The 17,371-nt window shown below is 40.2% G+C and carries 14 protein-coding genes; 8 read left to right on the top strand and 6 right to left on the bottom strand.

What is annotated here, in order from left to right; genetic code table 11:
- Positions 1 to 26 precede the first annotated feature (26 nt).
- The 6 genes from recO (at position 27) to ACSHZO_RS07055 (ending at position 8,386) form a co-directional block, all read left to right on the top strand.
- Complete coding sequence (recO, locus tag ACSHZO_RS07080; RefSeq protein WP_298246823.1) at positions 27 to 746, top strand: DNA repair protein RecO; 720 nt, start codon at positions 27 to 29, stop codon at positions 744 to 746.
- On the top strand, positions 747 to 3,149 hold the full coding sequence (locus ACSHZO_RS07075) for a TonB-dependent receptor plug domain-containing protein (RefSeq protein WP_298246822.1): 2,403 nt from the start codon (positions 747 to 749) through the stop codon (positions 3,147 to 3,149).
- A 123-nt stretch (positions 3,150 to 3,272) separates the two neighbouring features.
- Positions 3,273 to 6,674: an isoleucine--tRNA ligase gene (gene ileS / locus ACSHZO_RS07070; protein ID WP_298246821.1), complete on the top strand. Its 3,402-nt coding sequence runs from the start codon at positions 3,273 to 3,275 to the stop codon at positions 6,672 to 6,674.
- Between the two features lie 3 nt (positions 6,675 to 6,677).
- The gene (locus ACSHZO_RS07065) at positions 6,678 to 7,061 is read left to right on the top strand and encodes a TraR/DksA family transcriptional regulator (RefSeq protein WP_026914778.1); all 384 of its coding nucleotides are present in this window, start codon (positions 6,678 to 6,680) and stop codon (positions 7,059 to 7,061) included.
- Positions 7,062 to 7,160: 99 nt separating this feature from the next.
- Complete coding sequence (locus ACSHZO_RS07060) at positions 7,161 to 7,742, top strand: hypothetical protein (protein ID WP_298593592.1); 582 nt, start codon at positions 7,161 to 7,163, stop codon at positions 7,740 to 7,742.
- Between the two features lie 38 nt (positions 7,743 to 7,780).
- Positions 7,781 to 8,386, top strand: a complete 606-nt coding sequence (locus ACSHZO_RS07055) for a lipoprotein signal peptidase (RefSeq protein ID WP_295178431.1) — start codon at positions 7,781 to 7,783, stop codon at positions 8,384 to 8,386.
- 2 nt (positions 8,387 to 8,388) lie between these two features.
- On the opposite strand, the gene ACSHZO_RS07050 is transcribed toward ACSHZO_RS07055, so the two are convergent.
- From ACSHZO_RS07050 to ACSHZO_RS07025, 6 genes are read right to left on the bottom strand one after another with little or no spacing between them, the layout of a single operon-like run.
- On the bottom strand, positions 8,389 to 8,805 hold the full coding sequence (locus tag ACSHZO_RS07050) for a response regulator (RefSeq protein WP_141876531.1): 417 nt from the start codon (positions 8,803 to 8,805) through the stop codon (positions 8,389 to 8,391).
- A 9-nt stretch (positions 8,806 to 8,814) separates the two neighbouring features.
- Positions 8,815 to 10,269 (bottom strand): PAS domain-containing sensor histidine kinase, encoded by a 1,455-nt coding sequence (locus ACSHZO_RS07045; protein ID WP_298246819.1) that lies wholly within the window; start codon positions 10,267 to 10,269, stop codon positions 8,815 to 8,817.
- Between the two features lie 53 nt (positions 10,270 to 10,322).
- Positions 10,323 to 10,895: a 5-formyltetrahydrofolate cyclo-ligase gene (locus tag ACSHZO_RS07040; protein WP_298246818.1), complete on the bottom strand. Its 573-nt coding sequence runs from the start codon at positions 10,893 to 10,895 to the stop codon at positions 10,323 to 10,325.
- Positions 10,882 to 11,877 (bottom strand): succinylglutamate desuccinylase/aspartoacylase family protein, encoded by a 996-nt coding sequence (locus tag ACSHZO_RS07035; RefSeq protein WP_298246817.1) that lies wholly within the window; start codon positions 11,875 to 11,877, stop codon positions 10,882 to 10,884. Before ACSHZO_RS07035 ends, ACSHZO_RS07040 begins: the two co-directional genes overlap by 14 nt.
- 3 nt (positions 11,878 to 11,880) lie before the next feature.
- Positions 11,881 to 12,753, bottom strand: a complete 873-nt coding sequence (gene rimK, locus ACSHZO_RS07030) for a 30S ribosomal protein S6--L-glutamate ligase (RefSeq protein ID WP_295178420.1) — start codon at positions 12,751 to 12,753, stop codon at positions 11,881 to 11,883.
- Between the two features lies 1 nt (position 12,754).
- A complete protein-coding gene (locus ACSHZO_RS07025; RefSeq protein ID WP_298246816.1) occupies positions 12,755 to 13,174 on the bottom strand; it encodes an ATP-dependent zinc protease family protein in 420 nt (139 codons plus the stop codon).
- A gap of 153 nt (positions 13,175 to 13,327) precedes the next feature.
- Here ACSHZO_RS07025 and uvrC point away from each other — a divergent pair, with 153 nt between their 5' ends.
- Positions 13,328 to 15,127 carry an excinuclease ABC subunit UvrC gene (gene uvrC / locus ACSHZO_RS07020; protein WP_298246815.1) on the top strand — a complete coding sequence of 600 codons (1,800 nt, stop codon included), beginning with the start codon at positions 13,328 to 13,330 and terminating at the stop codon, positions 15,125 to 15,127.
- Positions 15,120 to 17,348, top strand: a complete 2,229-nt coding sequence (locus ACSHZO_RS07015) for a patatin-like phospholipase family protein (protein ID WP_298246814.1) — start codon at positions 15,120 to 15,122, stop codon at positions 17,346 to 17,348. Before uvrC ends, ACSHZO_RS07015 begins: the two co-directional genes overlap by 8 nt.
- The last annotated feature ends 23 nt before the right edge of the window (positions 17,349 to 17,371 follow it).

The following is a 17,371-nucleotide window of genomic DNA, read 5'->3' as shown; positions in this document are numbered from 1 at the left end:
ATACATTGCCCCCAAATTCTTTTAGCATGCTGGTGCATACCAAAGCGATCGTGATCAGTGCATTAAAATATGGGGAGGCAGATCTTATCGTAAAGCTTTATACGCTGTCTGACGGTCTTAGAACCTATATGTTGAAAGGAGTGCTTAAGAGTCGCCGGGGTAAGTTTAAAGCTTCCATGTTCCAGAGTCTTACTCAGCTGGATATCGTAGCCAATCATAAAAATACAGGGAAACTGGAGTATTTGAAAGAAGCAAAAGTGAATGCGAATTACCAAAGCTTGCACACACATCCAGTCAAACAGGCGCTGGTCATGTTCCTGGCTGAAGTTCTTAAAAATAGTATCAGAGAAGAAGAAAACAACGAAGCGCTGTTCCATTTCCTTGAGTATAGTCTGCAATATCTTGATGCTGCTGAAAAAGTTGCCAATTTCCATTTATTATTCCTACTTCAACTTACAAGGTATCTTGGGTTCCAGCCTCAAAATTCTACTTCAGAAGCTGAATACTTTAATATGCTCGATGGAGTTTTCCAGGAAATTCCAACGAATGACTATTGTATAGAAGGTAATACTGTAGATTTGCTGAAAAATTTATTAGGCACCGAATTTGATGCCTTATCGAGTATAAAATTGAACCAGGCTTCACGAACAGATTTCCTGAAAATGCTTCTTCTTTATTTTGAGCTGCATATAGAAGGTTTTCGTAAACCGAAGTCTCTTGGAGTGTTAAATGAAATTTTTGGATAAATGCGGTCAGGACTCTTAGTTCTATTTTTCTTTCTTTCTTATTTCCATCTGTCAGCACAGGAGATCAGAATCCTGGATAGTGATACCGGTGAACCTGTTTCCGGGGTGGCCATTTACAATCAGGATCAGTCAAAATATACTATTTCAGATATTGAAGGAGTGGCGATTATCACTAATTTTTCAGATACCGAAGTGATTATTTTTAAGTCGGTTTCCTATAAAGAAGTGTATCGCAGGAAAAGAGAGATCCTTCAGAATAACAGTATCGTTGTTCTCGAACCGGGTGAAAATCAGCTCGAACAGATCACACTATCGGCAGCGCGATTTAAGCTGAAGAAAGATGAAATTCCGCAGAAGATCGTAAGCATCGTTCCTTCTGAAATTTTAATGGCAAATCCTCAAACCTCAGCAGATCTACTGGAAAGTACAGGGCAGGTTTTTGTACAAAAGAGTCAGTTAGGCGGTGGAAGTCCCATGATAAGAGGTTTTTCAACCAACAGATTATTGCTTACCGTGGATGGAGTTCGTATGAATTCTGCTATTTTCCGAAGTGGGAATCTTCAGAATGTGATCTCCGTAGATCCATTAATGGTAGAGAATGCCGAAGTTATTCTTGGTCCCGGTTCTGTTGTTTACGGTAGTGATGCTATTGGCGGGGTGATGAATTTTTATACACTGCAGCCAGATTTTAGTTTTACCGGTGACTCTTCTGTTTCAGGCTCTATATATACTCGTTTTGCCACGGCAAATAACGAAAATACCGTACATGCAGATGTGAATGTAGGACGTGAAAACTGGGCTTTTAGAACCGGGATCACTTATTCAGATTTTGGAGATCTTAAGATGGGAGAACATGGTCCAGACGACTATCTGCAACCTGATTATGCTGAAAGGCAGAACGGCATCGATGTGATGGTGGAGAATCCAGATCCGCTGGTTCAAAAGCCAACAGGATATGACCAGATCAACCTCTTGCAAAAGGTGAAATATATGCCATCCAAAGACTGGGATTTTAATATCGGACTTGTTTATTCCCAGACTTCCGATTTTCCAAGATTTGACCGACTTTACCGCAAGAAAGATGGTGTTTTGCGTGCTTCAGAATGGTATTATGGTCCGCAAACCTGGTTTCTTGGAAACTTGAAGATCAATCATCGCAGCCGTTCAGAATTTTATGATAAAGTTCAGTTTACAGGTGCTTATCAGTATTTTGGTGAGAGTAGAAATGATCGGGATTTTGGAGAGCCTTTCCTTTACTCTACGGAAGAAAATGTAGATGCTTATTCAGCAAATCTGGATTTCGAAAAGTCTTTGTCTGAGAGCAAGTTGTTCTATGGTTTCGAATATGTACTTAATTCGGTTGCTTCCGAAGGAGCCTTCAGAAATATTCAGATTGGAGAAACCGGAGATACAGCGAGCAGGTATCCAGATGACTCAAAATGGCAGTCCATGGCGGTATATTCGAGCTATCAGTGGAAAATAAGTGAAGATCTTTCTTTGCAGTCGGGTCTACGCTACAATCATATCCTGGTGGACGCAAAATTTGAGGATCGTTTCTATGATTTTCCTTTTGAGGAAGCAAATATCAGTACTGGGGCACTTACCGGAAGTCTTGGACTTAACTGGCGTCAAAATCACTTTGTAGGCTGGCGACTGGGACTTTCTACCGCTTTTCGTGCTCCTAATATTGATGATATTGGTAAAATATTTGATTCTGAACCAGGATCTGTCGTAGTTCCAAATCCAAACCTGAAGTCGGAATATGCCTATAATGCAGAACTTGGAGCCGACTTCAATTTCAGCGATAATCTTCGTCTTGGGCTAACCGCTTATTATACGTACCTCGATGATGCGATGGTTCGAAGAGATTATGATCTGGGTGGTGTAACCGAGATCGATTACCAGGGCGAACCTAGTCGTGTACAGGCCATACAAAATGCTGCCAACGCTTATGTTTATGGACTGGAAGCTGGACTGGAAATAGATTTTTCGGTTGCCTTGCGTATGAACTCTCAGTTTAGCTATACCTATGGAGAAGAAAATGATGGTGGGGAATATGTGCCCTTGAGACATGCAGCACCAATGTTTGGTAGTACGCATCTGGTCTGGAACAAGCGAAAACTAAAACTTGACCTATTTGCAGAGTACAATGGTGAATTTGACTTTGAAGATCTTGCTCCGGGAGAGCAGGATAAAGCTTATTTATATGCTACAGATTCGAATGGAAATCCATATTCACCAGCCTGGTATACACTTAATTTAACAGGTCAATACCGTCTCAACCCTAATTGGCTGGCTACGGTTTCTCTCGAAAATATAACCAACCAGCGATACCGCACCTATTCTTCAGGAATTGCTGCAGCAGGTAGAAATTTGATCATAGCCCTGAGCTATAATTTTTAAGAGCTTATCTGCTTTCATATTTCAGAATTAATTGATCCTGAGTGTACATGTATTTAATCTTAGAATAATATCATCTTTTGTTAAAAATCCTTATTTTCGCATATCATTTGAAAATAGGAGAAAATGAGTGCAAAATTCCCTGAATATAAAGGTCTTGACCTGCCTAAAGTGGCCGAAGAAATTCTTAATTACTGGGAAGAGAATGATATTTTCGAAAAGAGTATAAGTTCTCGCGAAGGTAAGGAATCTTACATCTTTTTCGAAGGACCTCCATCTGCAAACGGCTTACCTGGTATTCACCATGTGATGGCCCGTTCTATTAAAGATATTTTTTGTCGTTACAAAACTCAAAAAGGGTTTCAGGTTAAACGTAAAGCAGGTTGGGATACTCATGGTCTTCCTATCGAACTTGGCGTGGAAAAAGAGCTTGGAATCACCAAAGAGGATATTGGAACAAAAATTAGTGTTGAGAAATATAACGTGGCATGTAAAAATGCCGTCATGCGTTACACCGATGTCTGGAACGATCTTACCAAAAAAATGGGTTACTGGGTCGATATGACAGATCCATATATCACATACAAGTCCAAATATATGGAAACTGTATGGTGGTTGCTTTCAGAAATATATAAGAAAGATCTTATTTACAAGGGCTATACCATTCAGCCGTATTCTCCAAAAGCTGGAACAGGTTTAAGTTCTCATGAGCTTAATCAGCCGGGAACTTACCAGGATGTTACTGATACTACGGTAACGGCGATGTTTAAGATCACAGACTCCTCTGCTGCACCGGTTGGCGCTGGCCTGGAAGGAGCTTTCCTGATCGCATGGACTACCACACCCTGGACTTTACCATCGAACACTGCACTTACTGTTGGACCTAAGATCCAGTATGTAAGCGTAAAAACATATAATCAATATACATTTGAGCCAATCACGATCATCGTGGCGAAAGATCTGGCTGAAAAACAATTTGATAAAAAATTCACCAAGGTTTATTCGGAAGAAGAGCTTAAAACTTATTCTGAAGGCGACAAAAAGATCCCATATTTAATAGGCGAAGGTTTTACAGGAAAAGACCTTGTTGAAATCAAATACGAGCAGCTTTTGGATTATGCGCAACCTAACGACAATCCAGAGAATGCTTTCCGTGTGATCGCGGGAGATTTCGTGACCACTGAAGATGGTACGGGAATCGTGCATACCTCTCCAACTTTTGGGGCAGACGATGCGCTGGTAGCAAAACAGGCTTCTCCGGAGGTGCCGCCACTTCTTGTAAAGGATGATAATGGCAATTTGGTACCATTGGTGGATCTTCAGGGTAAATTCAGACCAGAGTTGGGAGAGTTTGCCGGGAAGTATGTAAAAAATGAATATTATGAGGACGGGCAGGCACCTGAGAAGTCTGTAGATGTTGAGCTGGCCATTAAATTAAAAGAAGAGAACAGGGCTTTTAAAGTTGAAAAATATGTTCACAGCTACCCAAATTGCTGGAGAACAGATAAGCCAATTTTATATTACCCACTGGACTCATGGTTTATCAAAGTAACCGAGTTCAAGGACAGAATGCATGAGCTTAACCAGAGCATCAACTGGAAGCCAAAGTCTACTGGTGAAGGAAGATTTGGAAACTGGCTGGCCAATGCAAATGACTGGAACCTTAGCCGTAGCCGGTATTGGGGTATTCCATTACCTATCTGGCGAACCGATGATGGCAAGGATGTGAAGGTGATTGGATCTGTAGCGCAATTAAAGGAGGAGATGGCGAAAGCCGTTGAGGCCGGAGTGCTGGAAAAAGATATATTTTCAGATTTTGTAGCTGGTGACATGAGTGAAGAGAACTACGAAAAAGTAGATCTTCATAAGAATGTGGTAGACACGATTACCCTGGTTTCAGATTCAGGAAAACCTATGAAACGTGAAGCAGACCTTATCGATGTTTGGTTTGATTCCGGTTCCATGCCTTACTCACAGTGGCATTATCCATTCGAGAATAAGGAGAAAGTCGAAGATGAATGGCGTAAGGCAGATTTTATTGCTGAAGGTGTAGACCAGACCCGTGGATGGTTCTATACGCTGCATGCGATCGCAACCATGATCTTTGATGATGTTGCCTATAAGAACGTTGTTTCTAACGGACTTGTACTTGATAAGAACGGGCAAAAAATGTCCAAACGTCTTGGAAATGCAGCAGACCCATTTGAGACTCTGGCTGTTTACGGACCAGATGCTACGAGATGGTATATGATCTCTAATGCAAATCCATGGGATAATTTAAAATTTGATATTGAAGGTATTGGAGAGGTTCAGCGTAAATTCTTCGGAACCTTATACAACACCTATTCGTTCTTTACACTGTACGCAAACATAGACGGTTTTACGTATGCTGAAGCAGACGTAGATCTTGATACGAGACCTGAAATAGATCGCTGGATTTTATCAGAACTGCACACACTTATTCAGAAGGTAGATAAGTTCTATGCTGAATATGAGCCAACAAAAGCAACGCGGGCCATTTCAGAATTCGTTCAGGAGAATCTGAGCAACTGGTTTGTGCGTTTGAGCAGAAGACGCTTCTGGAAAGGTGATTACGAGCAGGATAAGATTTCAGCTTACCAGACTTTGTACACCTGTATGGAGACTGTAGCCAAGCTGGGAGCACCGGTAGCACCATTCTTTATGGACAGGCTTTTCAGAGATTTAAATAACGCGACAGGAAAGGATACTTCAGAATCAATTCATATTGCAGAATTCCCGGTTTATCAACCAGAATTTGTTGATAAATCCTTGGAGCACAAGATGAAGAAAGCGCAGACGATCTCTTCCCTTGTACTTTCGCTGCGGAAGAAGGAAATGATCAAAGTACGTCAACCTCTTCAAAGAGTAATGATTCCAGTACTTGACGATACTCAGAAGCATGAAATTGAAGCGGTTGCAGACCTCATAAAGTCTGAAGTAAATGTGAAGGAGATCGAGCTTATAGATGATGCTTCAGGACTTCTGGTAAAGCAGGTAAAACCTAACTTCCGAGTTCTTGGCCCAAGATTTGGTAAGGATATAAAGCTGATTGTCAATGCAGTTAATAATTTTTCCGCAGAAGACATCGCAAAGATCGAGAGAGAAGGAGAGATTGAATTAAACATTAACGAAAAAATGGTTAATTTGTCACTCGCTGAGGTAGAAATAAGCTCTCAGGATATAGAAGGATGGTTAGTAGCCAGCAGTGGTAATCTAACTGTGGCACTGGATGTTAGTATCAGTGAGGAGTTGAAAAGGGAAGGTGTTGCCAGGGAACTGGTAAACAGGATCCAGAACCTCCGAAAAGATTCAGGCTTTGAAGTAACTGATATAATAGATGTTACCCTACAAAAGGACGGCATGATCGAGGATGCCGTGAACGATAATATAACCTATATTAAAACCGAAACATTAACTGCAAACCTCGATTTTGCAGAGGTGGTGGAAGAAGGTGCAGATGTTGAATTTGATAATGTCGCCACTAAAATGTTCATTAAAAAACATTAAGCCATGTCTACAGACGTAAAAGAACGCTACAGCGATGCAGATCTAGCCGAGTTCAAGGCTTTGATCAAATCCAAGATCGAAAAAGCACAGGAGCAGTTGTCCAACTACCAGTCTGCTTATAAGAATGACGGGAATAACGGAACAGATGATACCTCTCCAACATTCAAAGCTTTCGAAGAAGGAAGTGAAACTATGAGCAAGGAGGCTAACTCTCAACTAGCCATCAGGCAGGAGAAGTTCATTCGGGATCTTAAGAACGCCCTGAACAGGATCGAAAACAAGACGTACGGTATTTGCAGAGTTACCGGGAAGCTTATTGCCAAAGAAAGACTGTTATTGGTGCCGCATGCAACTTTAAGCATTGAAGCAAAAAATATGCAGCGCTAAGCAATACAAACAAACGTCCGGAACAATTTCCGGACGTTTTATTTTTACTGAAGGAAGATGTTGAAGAAATTTTGTCTGCTGATTCTTTTCTGTACGAACATGTCTTTGCATGTCCAGCGAGACACCCGTGAGATCTTCAATGCCGCCGGGATTGAATCCATCGATATACTTACCAACGAGGTTTTCAAAATTACTATTACCGCTACCAATACAGACAGGATCAGGCTCATTACTCACTCTGAAGGTGAATACTTTAATCAGATACTTGTTCAGACGAAAGTCGATGATGGCAATTTGAGCATAAAAACGAGCTATCCCCAGGAACTTACCGGAGGCTTTGATAAATTAAGTGCACATAAGGTCTTTTCTTTAGAGCTGGAACTGGAGATTCCAAAGGATCTTGAAATTTCTGTAGACTCCAATATTGCTTCCTTAATTACATTTGGTTCCTTCAGCCAGCTAACAGCGAATCTAAAAGATGGCTATTGCAACCTGAGAGAATTTGCTGGAAATGCCACCATTAATACTTATGATGGTAATATTCGGGTTGAAACAGCCTCTGGTCTTGTAGAGGCGGTAAGCAGGAATGGTAAGGTGGAGATCCCGGAACATTTCAGTGGTAGAAATCCTATAAAACTTAAGTCCATAGACGGCAATATATTGGTGCTAAAAACTAAATAATATTAGTATTTTTGGTGCGTTTCAATTAAAAATCAACCATGTCGCTTAAAAAAGCTGGAATCATCATTTTCCTGATCTTATTAATAGATCAGATCTCCAAAATTTATATCAAAACACATTTTGCACTGGGTGAAGAGATCGAGGTTTTCGACTGGTTTAGTATTCTATTCGTTGAGAACGAAGGAATGGCCTGGGGAACCAAGATTCCAGGGGAGTATGGTAAGTTAGCCCTAACGCTTTTCAGATTGGCTGCTATAGTTGGAATTGGATACTGGTTATGGGATGCAGTTAGAAAGAATGGATCTAGAGTATTGATCGTTTCTATCGCGCTTATCTTTGCCGGCGCCTTTGGAAATATCATTGATTCTGTTTTCTACGGAATCATCTTTGACGATAGCTACGGTCATGTAGCAAGTTTTTTACCTGAAGCCGGTGGCTATAGTTCGATATTCTACGGGAAGGTGGTAGACATGCTTTATTTCCCTCTGTGGAAAGGTTATTTGCCAGGTTGGATCCCATTCTGGGGTGGAGAGTACTTCACATTCTTTGAACCCGTATTCAATATAGCAGATTCTGCAATTAGCGTTGGTGTAGCTTTACTTTTGATATTTAATAAAAAAGCATTTCCGAAGGAAGAAGAATAAGATCAGGCAGCAGTTTTATCGAAGATCTTTTCGAACTTTTTAAGTTCGATAGGTTTTATTAGATAATCTGTAACCATATTAAATGATTTCACTCTCTCCAGATCCCGAGGGTCTATTGAAGAGCTAACCACGTAAAGAGTGATCTTTTTATTCAGGTTGTTCTTGATCTTCAGAAATTCATTTAAGAACTCCCAGCCATCCATTACGGGCATGTTAAGATCCAGGAATATGATATCTGGAAGCAAATCCTCATGGGTCACAGAAGACATGGAATTTTTGAAATAATCCAATGCTTCCTTACCATTCTTATAAATAAGAAGATTCTCTGACAATTTTTTGATCTCTATGATCTTTTTAACCAAGTTCACGTATATCTTATCATCATCGATGATACACGCTAGTTCTACTTTCTGCCCCATTGTATAGATCTAGAATTTTATTTTAAACGTAGTCCCTATGTCTAGAGTACTACTAACAGATATGGCTCCCCCTAGAGCTTCCACCTGGTTTTTGGTAATGAATAAACCAATACCTTTTGCTTCCTGACTGGTATGATGAAAGGTTCGGTACATTCCAAACATTTTATCACCATATTCGTCAAGATCGATCCCCATTCCATTGTCACTTATCTCGAGAAATTCTTTTTCGTTCTCAATATATGTCTGGATAAAGATGACCGGTTTACGACCAGGTTGTTTATATCTAATCGCATTCGTGATTAAATTTAATAAAATACTTTCAAGATACTCAGGTATATAGCTAATTTCTTTCAAATCCTGAAACTCAGCGACGATTTTTGCATTTTCCCGATTAATGAGTGATGATATCGATGCCAGAACGATCTCCAGAGCCTCTTCAAATTTGATTTTAACCCTCTCTTTCTTTAGCGAACATTGAACACTAACGATATTATTAAGTCTTGAAATCGCAGAATCCAGGTTGCCAGCAACATCATCAACATTGGCCAGTAGATCCAGTTTATCTCTATCGGTTTTAGCCTCTCGTAGCAATTCCACGATAAGACTCAAATTGCTACTATGAGATCTTAAATGATGGGAAACGATGTGGGCAAAGTTGAAAAGTCGGGAGTTTTGCGAAGCAATGATATCCAACGAGTTCTGAAGATTCAGTTCATTGTTTTTGTTTTCATCGATGTTCTGTAAAACTCCTCTTATTCCAATCACCTGCTGATCGTCATCATATACTGGTTTTCCTGTTAATCGCACCCAATATTCTCTATTCTGAAAGGAGATCATTTTTAATTCCAGTTTAAAAGGAATCCCGAAGTTCTCACATTTATCAAAGGCAGATTTCATTCTGTTATGATGTTCTTCAGCATAGAAGGTTTCCCGCTTTTCATAGGCAGGTTGAAAATCCCGGGGGCAATCGAGAATTTTCTTAGTTACATCATCCCAGTAAATATTCTTATTGATCGTGTCTACATACCAGCCTCCGGTAGAAGTCATTTCTGCAGTCTCGCGATAGTAGAAGAAGTTTTCTTCGATCGTGTACTGGTCCCGCTTGGTCTGGTGGATATTTACAAAAAGGAGTACCGCTGTTTCCCTGAAGGAATTATCCTTGCTTTTTAGATTCTTGCATTCAAACCAGCGATACTTTCCATTCCCAAGTTTCAGCTTGATCTCAAATTTGAAGGTTTCATCATCAGCGATAAGTTTTTCAAAATGGATTCTGAAATCGTAACGATAATCGGGATGTAGAATATGATTGATAAAAAATTCAAAACGATCTTCTTCTATCTTAGGATCACCCACAAGATTACCGAAATGGTCTGACCAGCTAATCTCCTTGGAAAAGAGATTGATATTCCAATAGGCGATATCGAAATCCTGAAGTATGCTGTTTAACTGAAGGTCGCTAAGCATTAGGGTCTTTTGGCAATGTTAAATGTACATTTTTAAGCTAGTTGTAGCAAAAATTATTTTTTCCTGAAATCGTAGATCCTGTTTGGGGTAACGCAATAGTCCAGTGGGATGTCACTGGTGTACACATCACTGATCTCATCTACGGGGCCATAGAAGGAAACTCCAATTTTAATGATGTCTTTCTTGCAGCGACTTAAAAACCGATCGTAAAAACCTTTTCCGTAGCCAACTCTGTGTCCGCTTTTGTCCAGTGCCAGAACAGGAATAAATACAGCGTCCAGTTGTTGTGCAGCAATCTGGATTCCATCTACCGGTTCTGGAATATTCCATGGATTCTTAACAATCCTTGTTTGATCGGTTAGTAAGTAATTAATCATCTCACCAGTTTCGAAATCAGACTTGGGAACAATGATCTCTTTGTCTTTGCCCTGCAGTACATGTAGCAAATACTCTGTATTTACTTCCTTTTGTTCAGCAATACTCAGGAAAATATGAAAATATCGTGCATCCCAGATGCGCAGTTCAAGACATCTATTCGCAATATCAATGCTCATGCTCTCGATATCTGCCTGAGCAAGCTGACTGCGTAAAAGCTTAAATTTCTTTCTGATTTCAGACTTCTTCATCAAAAAGCACCTTTGATTGCATGGATATGTGAAAGATGGCATCACCCTGATAAACGATCGGGGATTCATTAATATTAATCACGTAACCTTCGCTATTGCTTTTGATCTTATGGCTAAACTTACCGTAGGGATCTGTAATAGTAGCGATATACTCACCTTTTTCAACATGTTTCCCACATGGGATCTTGACATGTAGAAGACCACTATATTTAGCCCGTAACCAGGAACTATTCTCGATAAGAACAGTATCTCTTTTTACCTCTGGATATTCAAATTTATCATTCAGCATTTCCAGATGACTAAGAATACGTATGGCGCCGTCTACACCTACTTTCGCTACATCTTTATTGGAATCCAGGGATTTTCCACCTTCAAATAACAAAACGGGAATGCCTAATTTAGAACAGGTTTCCCGGTAAGATTTTGTGATGGTTTTGGAATGTATGGTAAAAGGAGCGTTGAAGATCTTGGCATATTTAATACTTTGTTCGTCGCCTTTTTTAACCCGTATTTGTGGTGCATTGAACCTGGCAGCACCTCCGGTATGGAAGTCCAGGCAAAAATCTGCTATTGGTAGTATTTTTTTTACGAATTGATAGGCAAATCTACTCGCCAGCGACCCATTTTTTGTTCCGGGGAATACTCGATTAAGATCACGTCCATCAGGAAATTCACGAGCCATATTCAAAAATCCGAAGATGTTGACGATCGGGATGCAAATGACGGTACCCACTTTAGGTTTGTTAATACCTTTTGAAATGATCTGCCTTACGATCTCCACACCATTGATCTCGTCACCATGAATTCCAGCAGTTAGAAGCACAACTGGACCCGGTTTTTTGGAACGTTCAATAATGACCGGCACCTCCACAGAAGTGGTAGTGTATAGCTTGGCCATATTAAAATTTATGGTCGCTCTTTTACCCGGCAGTACTTTTTCTCCCAGGATCTCAAGAACATTGTTCTTGTCTATTCGCGGCATATGTTAGACGTTTCGTTCAATATATCTAATGATCGTTTTGGCAATATCCTTTCCGGTAGCTGCTTCAATTCCTTCCAGACCAGGAGAGCTGTTCACTTCAAGTATAAGAGGACCACGACTACTTTGCAGCATATCCACACCTGCTACACCAAGAGCCATTGCTTTCGCTGCTTTGATGGCTGCGTTTTCCTCTTCATCTGTTAATTGAATGATGGATGCTGATCCTCCACGGTGAAGATTCGATCTAAACTCACCTTCTTTCCCCTGTCTTTTCATTGCACCTACAACCTGTCCATCTACCACAAAAGCCCGGATATCTGCTCCACCAGCTTCTTTGATGAATTCCTGTACGATCACTCTTGCCTGTAGCCCGTTAAAGGCTTCAATTACAGATTCTGCAGCATTTTGAGTTTCTGCCAGTACGACTCCTAATCCCTGAGTACCTTCCAGTAATTTGATGATTACCGGGGCACCACCAACATGATCCAGAATTTCAGTCACATCTTTCGAATAGTTGGTAAACACAGTTTTAGGTAAACCAAGTCTTGCTCTCGATAATATCTGTAAACTTCTTAATTTGTCCCTGCTTCTTACCAGTGCCTGAGATTCAGTCGTGGTAAATGTGCCCATCATTTCAAATTGTCTTACTACGGCAGTACCGTAAAAAGTAACGGAAGCTCCAATTCTTGGAATTACCGCATCAGTATCATCCAGAAAATGGTTTTTGTAGTAGATACTTGGTTTCTTCTTTTCTATAACCAGGTCACACTTTGTAGGATCGATCACTTCTACCTCGTGGTTGCGCTTTTTAGCGGCTTCTACCAGTCGGCTTGTAGAATAGAGTCGGGGATTTCTGGATAATATTCTAATCTTCATATTACTTCAGGTTAAACGAGACATCGACAAGCTCGGTGTCCACTATAAATTTTTTGGTTAAAAACTTTCTTCCAATCAATACCGGATAACGCATTTCCTGTCTGTCTGAAAGCGATAAGGATATTTTAAATACTTTTCCGAAGAGTTTAATATTGGTACGCACCAGATATCGTTTCTGGATGATCCCGTTACTACTTCTTACAAATACAATGTCGTAATCTTTAAAAATAAAAGCTCTGCCATTATATAAAGGATGTTCAGCATCCAGAAAGGTACAATGCAGTTCATCATCAACTTCTTTGATATTCTCGCAATGTATCGAGGAACTGTAAGCTCCTGTATCAATTTTAATGGCGATGTCGTTGAGGTGTAAAGCAGGAAAATCTGCCTTGTCAAATCTTCCGATCACAATCTTCTCCATAATGCAATATACTAAAATGCCCTAAGTCTGGGAGCTGTGCAAAGTAAACGAAAGATTATGCAATATTTTGATACGTAGAGCGATATTCTTAAAATTTACTTCGGAAGCCAAAAAAGGTTTAGTGAGCTTATTTTAATGTTTATTTTTGAGGTAATGGAAAAGCCAGCTCTGGACGTACAATTAAAAACCTTGCCCAATAGCCCGGGTGTTTATCAATATTTCGATAAGAATGGAAAGATCCTATACGTAGGGAAAGCCAAGAATTTGAAGAAAAGGGTGACTTCTTATTTCACCAAGCGACATGACAGCCATCGAATTGGAGTCATGGTCAAGAAGATCCATGAAATAAAACATATCGTGGTTGCTTCAGAAACCGATGCACTGCTTCTGGAAAATAACTTGATCAAGAAACATCAGCCCAGATTCAATGTGATGCTGAAGGATGACAAAACCTATCCCTGGATCTGTATTAAAAATGAGCGGTTTCCACGAGTTTTTCCCACCAGAAAACTGGTTCGCGATGGCAGCGAATATTATGGGCCTTTTACCAGCTTTAAAACAGTAAACACACTACTCGATCTAATCAAAGGATTATACAAGTTAAGAACCTGTAATTATGATCTTTCCGAAGAAAAGATTCGGAATGAGAAATATAAGGTCTGCCTGGAATATCATCTTGGTAATTGTGAAGGACCCTGTGAAGCTTTGCAGCCTGAAGAAGAATATAATCGAAATATTGAAGCGATTCGCCAGATCGTAAAAGGTAATTTCAAGGATTCCCTTCAGCGTTTTCGAAATCAAATGAAAGAGCATGCTGAGAATATGGAATTTGAAGATGCTCAGCGTATCAAGATCAAGATCGATGTTCTGGAGAACTATCAATCCAAGTCTACCGTGGTAAATCCACGAATTAATAATGTAGATGTTTTTTCCGTAGTAAGTGATGAGGGTTATGGCTATGTGAATTTTCTGCAGTTATCTCACGGTGCGATCATACGCTCCCATACCATCGAGATGAAAAAGAAGCTGGATGAAAGCGACCGGGAATTGCTGGAACTGGCCATTGTGGAGATCAGGCAGCGCTTCAGCTCGAAATCTACAGAGATCTATGTGCCTTTTAAGGTCGATGTTGGTGAAGACCTGAAGATCACGGTTCCAAAACTGGGCGATAAAAAGAAGATCGTAGAGTTGTCCCAGCGAAATGCGAAATATTTCAGGCAGGAACGATTTAAGCAAATGAAGATCATAGATCCAGACCGTCATGTAAACCGAATTATGGCGCAAATGAAAGAAGATCTTAGACTTAGCGAGGAACCTCGACATATAGAATGTTTCGATAACTCTAATATACAGGGAACCAATCCGGTTGCCGCCTGCGTGGTATTCAAGGATGGAAAACCTAGCAAAAAGGATTATCGAAAATTCAATATCAAAACCGTAGAAGGACCAGACGATTTTGCTTCTATGGAAGAAGTGGTTTTTAGACGTTATCGAAGATTACTTAATGAAGATGAACCACTTCCACAATTAATAATCGTAGACGGAGGAAAAGGACAGCTTTCCAGCGGTGTGAAGGCACTGGATACCTTAGGTCTACGCGGAAAGATCGCTATCATAGGAATCGCGAAACGACTGGAAGAGATCTACTATCCCGGCGATTCCATACCTTTATATCTGGACAAAAAATCTGAATCTTTAAAGATCATTCAGCAGTTACGAAATGAGGCGCATCGCTTCGGAATTACTTTTCACCGGAATAAAAGAAGTAAAACCGCATTAAATACCGAACTTGAGTCTATTGCTGGAATTGGCGAAAAAACAGTCATTGAACTCCTGAAGAATTTCAGATCTCTTAAAAGAGTTAGGGAGGCAAGCGAAAAGGAACTTGCAGACGTGATCGGGGCTTCCCGGGCGACCATCGTTTATCAATTTTATCATAAAGAGAATGCGTAAATATCTTTTCATCCTTAGTCTACTCATTTCCTTTGGAGCAATTTGCCAGGAAGAGGATAGGCCAAAGGTTGGACTTGTATTAAGCGGAGGTGGTGCCAAAGGTCTTGCCCATATAGGTGTGCTAAAAACCCTTGAAGAGCAAGGGATCAAGATCGATTATATTGGAGGTACCAGTATGGGAGCAATTATTGGCGGACTCTACGCTTCCGGCTATTCTGCCAGCGAACTTGATTCTATTTTTAGAACCACACAGTTTGATATTCTAATTCAGGATAACCTGCCAAGGCGGGCTAAAACTTTCTATGAAAAGGAAGATTCAGAAAAATACGCGATCACGCTACCTTTTGACAATTTTGATATTTCATTTCCTAGCGGACTTTTTAAAGGTCAGAATATTTACAATTTACTTTCCAGACTTACCATTCATGTAAGCGACGTGGAAGATTTTAGTGAATTACCCATCCCGTTTTTCTGTATTGCGGCCAATGTAGAAACCGGGGACGAAGTAATTCTGGATAGTGGATCACTGGCTAAAGCAATTTCAGCCAGTGGCGCGATACCAACACTTCTAAGTCCCATAAAAATTGACGGACAATTGCTCACAGACGGCGGGGTTGCTAATAATTACCCGATCGAAGAATTAAGGCGTCGTGGTGCTGAGGTGATCATTGGTGTGGATGTGCAGGATAGTCTTGTCAAAAGAGATAAATTACGAAGTGTGTTCGAAATTATGAGTCAGATCTCAAATTTTCGCACGATCAATGATATGAAGGAGAAAGCTCCAAAAACCGATATTTACATTAAACCGAATGTAAATTCTTTCTCGGTCATGGCTTTTGACAAAGGACAGGCGATCATAGATTCAGGAGCTGTGGCCGCAAACAATATGCTGGAAAAACTCAAATTGCTAAGTGATCCAGATGATAGCTTATTAATTCGGAAACCGGTTCCAAAGATCGATAGTTTTAATATTAGTGCACTTTCAGTAGAAGGAAATAACACCTATCCCAGAGCTTATGTGCAGGGTAAATTAAAACTTGATTACGAAGAAACTTACAACTTCGAGGATCTGAATATTGGAATTAACAACCTTTCTGCGACCGGTAACTTTGAGAGAATTAATTACCAGCTAATACCCGAAGATGAAAATGGCAATTATGTACTTGCCATGCAGATCGAGGAAAGTGAAAACAAAATGCTATTGCGACTGGGATTGCATTATGATGAACTTTATAAAAGTGGGGCACTGGTGAATCTTACCCGTAAGAGTTTACTATTTACCAATGATGTGGCTTCTCTGGACCTTATCGTGGGGGATAACCTGCGTTACAATTTTAACTATTACCTGGATAAAGGTTTTTACTGGAGCTTCGGAATAAATTCTCGTTACAACACCTTTGATAAAGGCTTGCTATTGAATGGCATCAGAGATACTGAAGGTCTGAGCGAATTTCAGGATATAAGAGAGCTGGAAGTTACGGTGAGAGATTTCACCAATCAGATCTATGTGGAATCACTATTTCAGCAGGTATTTTCAATAGGTGTAGGAGTGGAACACAAATATATGAAGTATAGCAGTAATACGTTTAACGATGCGATTAACCAAAGTCAGGAACTGGTTCTGGCAAATGACCATTATGCCGGCGGCTTTGGATACGTGAAATTCGATTCATACGACAATAAATATTTCCCCACAAAAGGAGTTCGTTTTGATGGAGACTTTCATATTTACCTGTATTCTTCAGATTATAATAATGATTTTTCGGAGTTCTCGATCGCAAAGGGAAGTTTAGGTTATGCTATCCAGCCTTTTCCCAAATTCACGACGCGAATAAGTACAGGTACCGGTTTTAAGATAGGGAACGATGAGAGCCAGGTGCTCGATTTCTTTTTGGGTGGTTACGGGAATGATTTTATCAATAATTTCAAACCTTTCCTGGGTTATGATTTCTTAAGCCTTTCCGCAGATAGTTATATAAAGGCGCAACTGGAGTTCGACTATGAGCTTTTCAGAAAAAACCATATTATCGCCAGCGCCAATATTGCCAATGTGGAAGATGACCTGTATACCACCGGAAACTGGTTGAGCATGCCCGATTATAATGGCTACGGAATTGGTTACGGAATTGAAACATTTATGGGACCACTGGAAGCAAAATATTCCTATTCACCTGAAAATAAAGAAAGTTACTGGTTTTTTAGCCTGGGATTCTGGTTTTAAGCGACGAATTTTCTATAATTACT

The sequence above is a fragment of the Christiangramia sp. 3-2217-3z genome, assembly GCF_051195275.1.
In the GTDB taxonomy this organism is placed as follows: domain Bacteria; phylum Bacteroidota; class Bacteroidia; order Flavobacteriales; family Flavobacteriaceae; genus Christiangramia; species Christiangramia marina.
The sequence above is the reverse complement of the archived record's forward strand: the minus strand, read 5'-3'. Positions and strand labels throughout refer to the sequence as shown.

Excerpts from the sequence above, each read along its gene's own strand:
- recO (WP_298246823.1), top strand. The coding sequence starts at position 27 with ATGCTGGTGCATACCAAAGCGATCGTGATCAGTGCATTAAAATATGGG.
- ACSHZO_RS07075 (WP_298246822.1), top strand. The coding sequence starts at position 747 with ATGCGGTCAGGACTCTTAGTTCTATTTTTCTTTCTTTCTTATTTCCAT.
- ileS (WP_298246821.1), top strand. The coding sequence starts at position 3,273 with ATGAGTGCAAAATTCCCTGAATATAAAGGTCTTGACCTGCCTAAAGTG.
- ACSHZO_RS07065 (WP_026914778.1), top strand. The coding sequence starts at position 6,678 with ATGTCTACAGACGTAAAAGAACGCTACAGCGATGCAGATCTAGCCGAG.
- ACSHZO_RS07060 (WP_298593592.1), top strand. The coding sequence starts at position 7,161 with ATGTCTTTGCATGTCCAGCGAGACACCCGTGAGATCTTCAATGCCGCC.
- ACSHZO_RS07055 (WP_295178431.1), top strand. The coding sequence starts at position 7,781 with ATGTCGCTTAAAAAAGCTGGAATCATCATTTTCCTGATCTTATTAATA.
- ACSHZO_RS07050 (WP_141876531.1), bottom strand. The coding sequence starts at position 8,805 with ATGGGGCAGAAAGTAGAACTAGCGTGTATCATCGATGATGATAAGATA.
- ACSHZO_RS07045 (WP_298246819.1), bottom strand. The coding sequence starts at position 10,269 with ATGCTTAGCGACCTTCAGTTAAACAGCATACTTCAGGATTTCGATATC.
- ACSHZO_RS07040 (WP_298246818.1), bottom strand. The coding sequence starts at position 10,895 with ATGAAGAAGTCTGAAATCAGAAAGAAATTTAAGCTTTTACGCAGTCAG.
- ACSHZO_RS07035 (WP_298246817.1), bottom strand. The coding sequence starts at position 11,877 with ATGCCGCGAATAGACAAGAACAATGTTCTTGAGATCCTGGGAGAAAAA.
- rimK (WP_295178420.1), bottom strand. The coding sequence starts at position 12,753 with ATGAAGATTAGAATATTATCCAGAAATCCCCGACTCTATTCTACAAGC.
- ACSHZO_RS07025 (WP_298246816.1), bottom strand. The coding sequence starts at position 13,174 with ATGGAGAAGATTGTGATCGGAAGATTTGACAAGGCAGATTTTCCTGCT.
- uvrC (WP_298246815.1), top strand. The coding sequence starts at position 13,328 with ATGGAAAAGCCAGCTCTGGACGTACAATTAAAAACCTTGCCCAATAGC.
- ACSHZO_RS07015 (WP_298246814.1), top strand. The coding sequence starts at position 15,120 with ATGCGTAAATATCTTTTCATCCTTAGTCTACTCATTTCCTTTGGAGCA.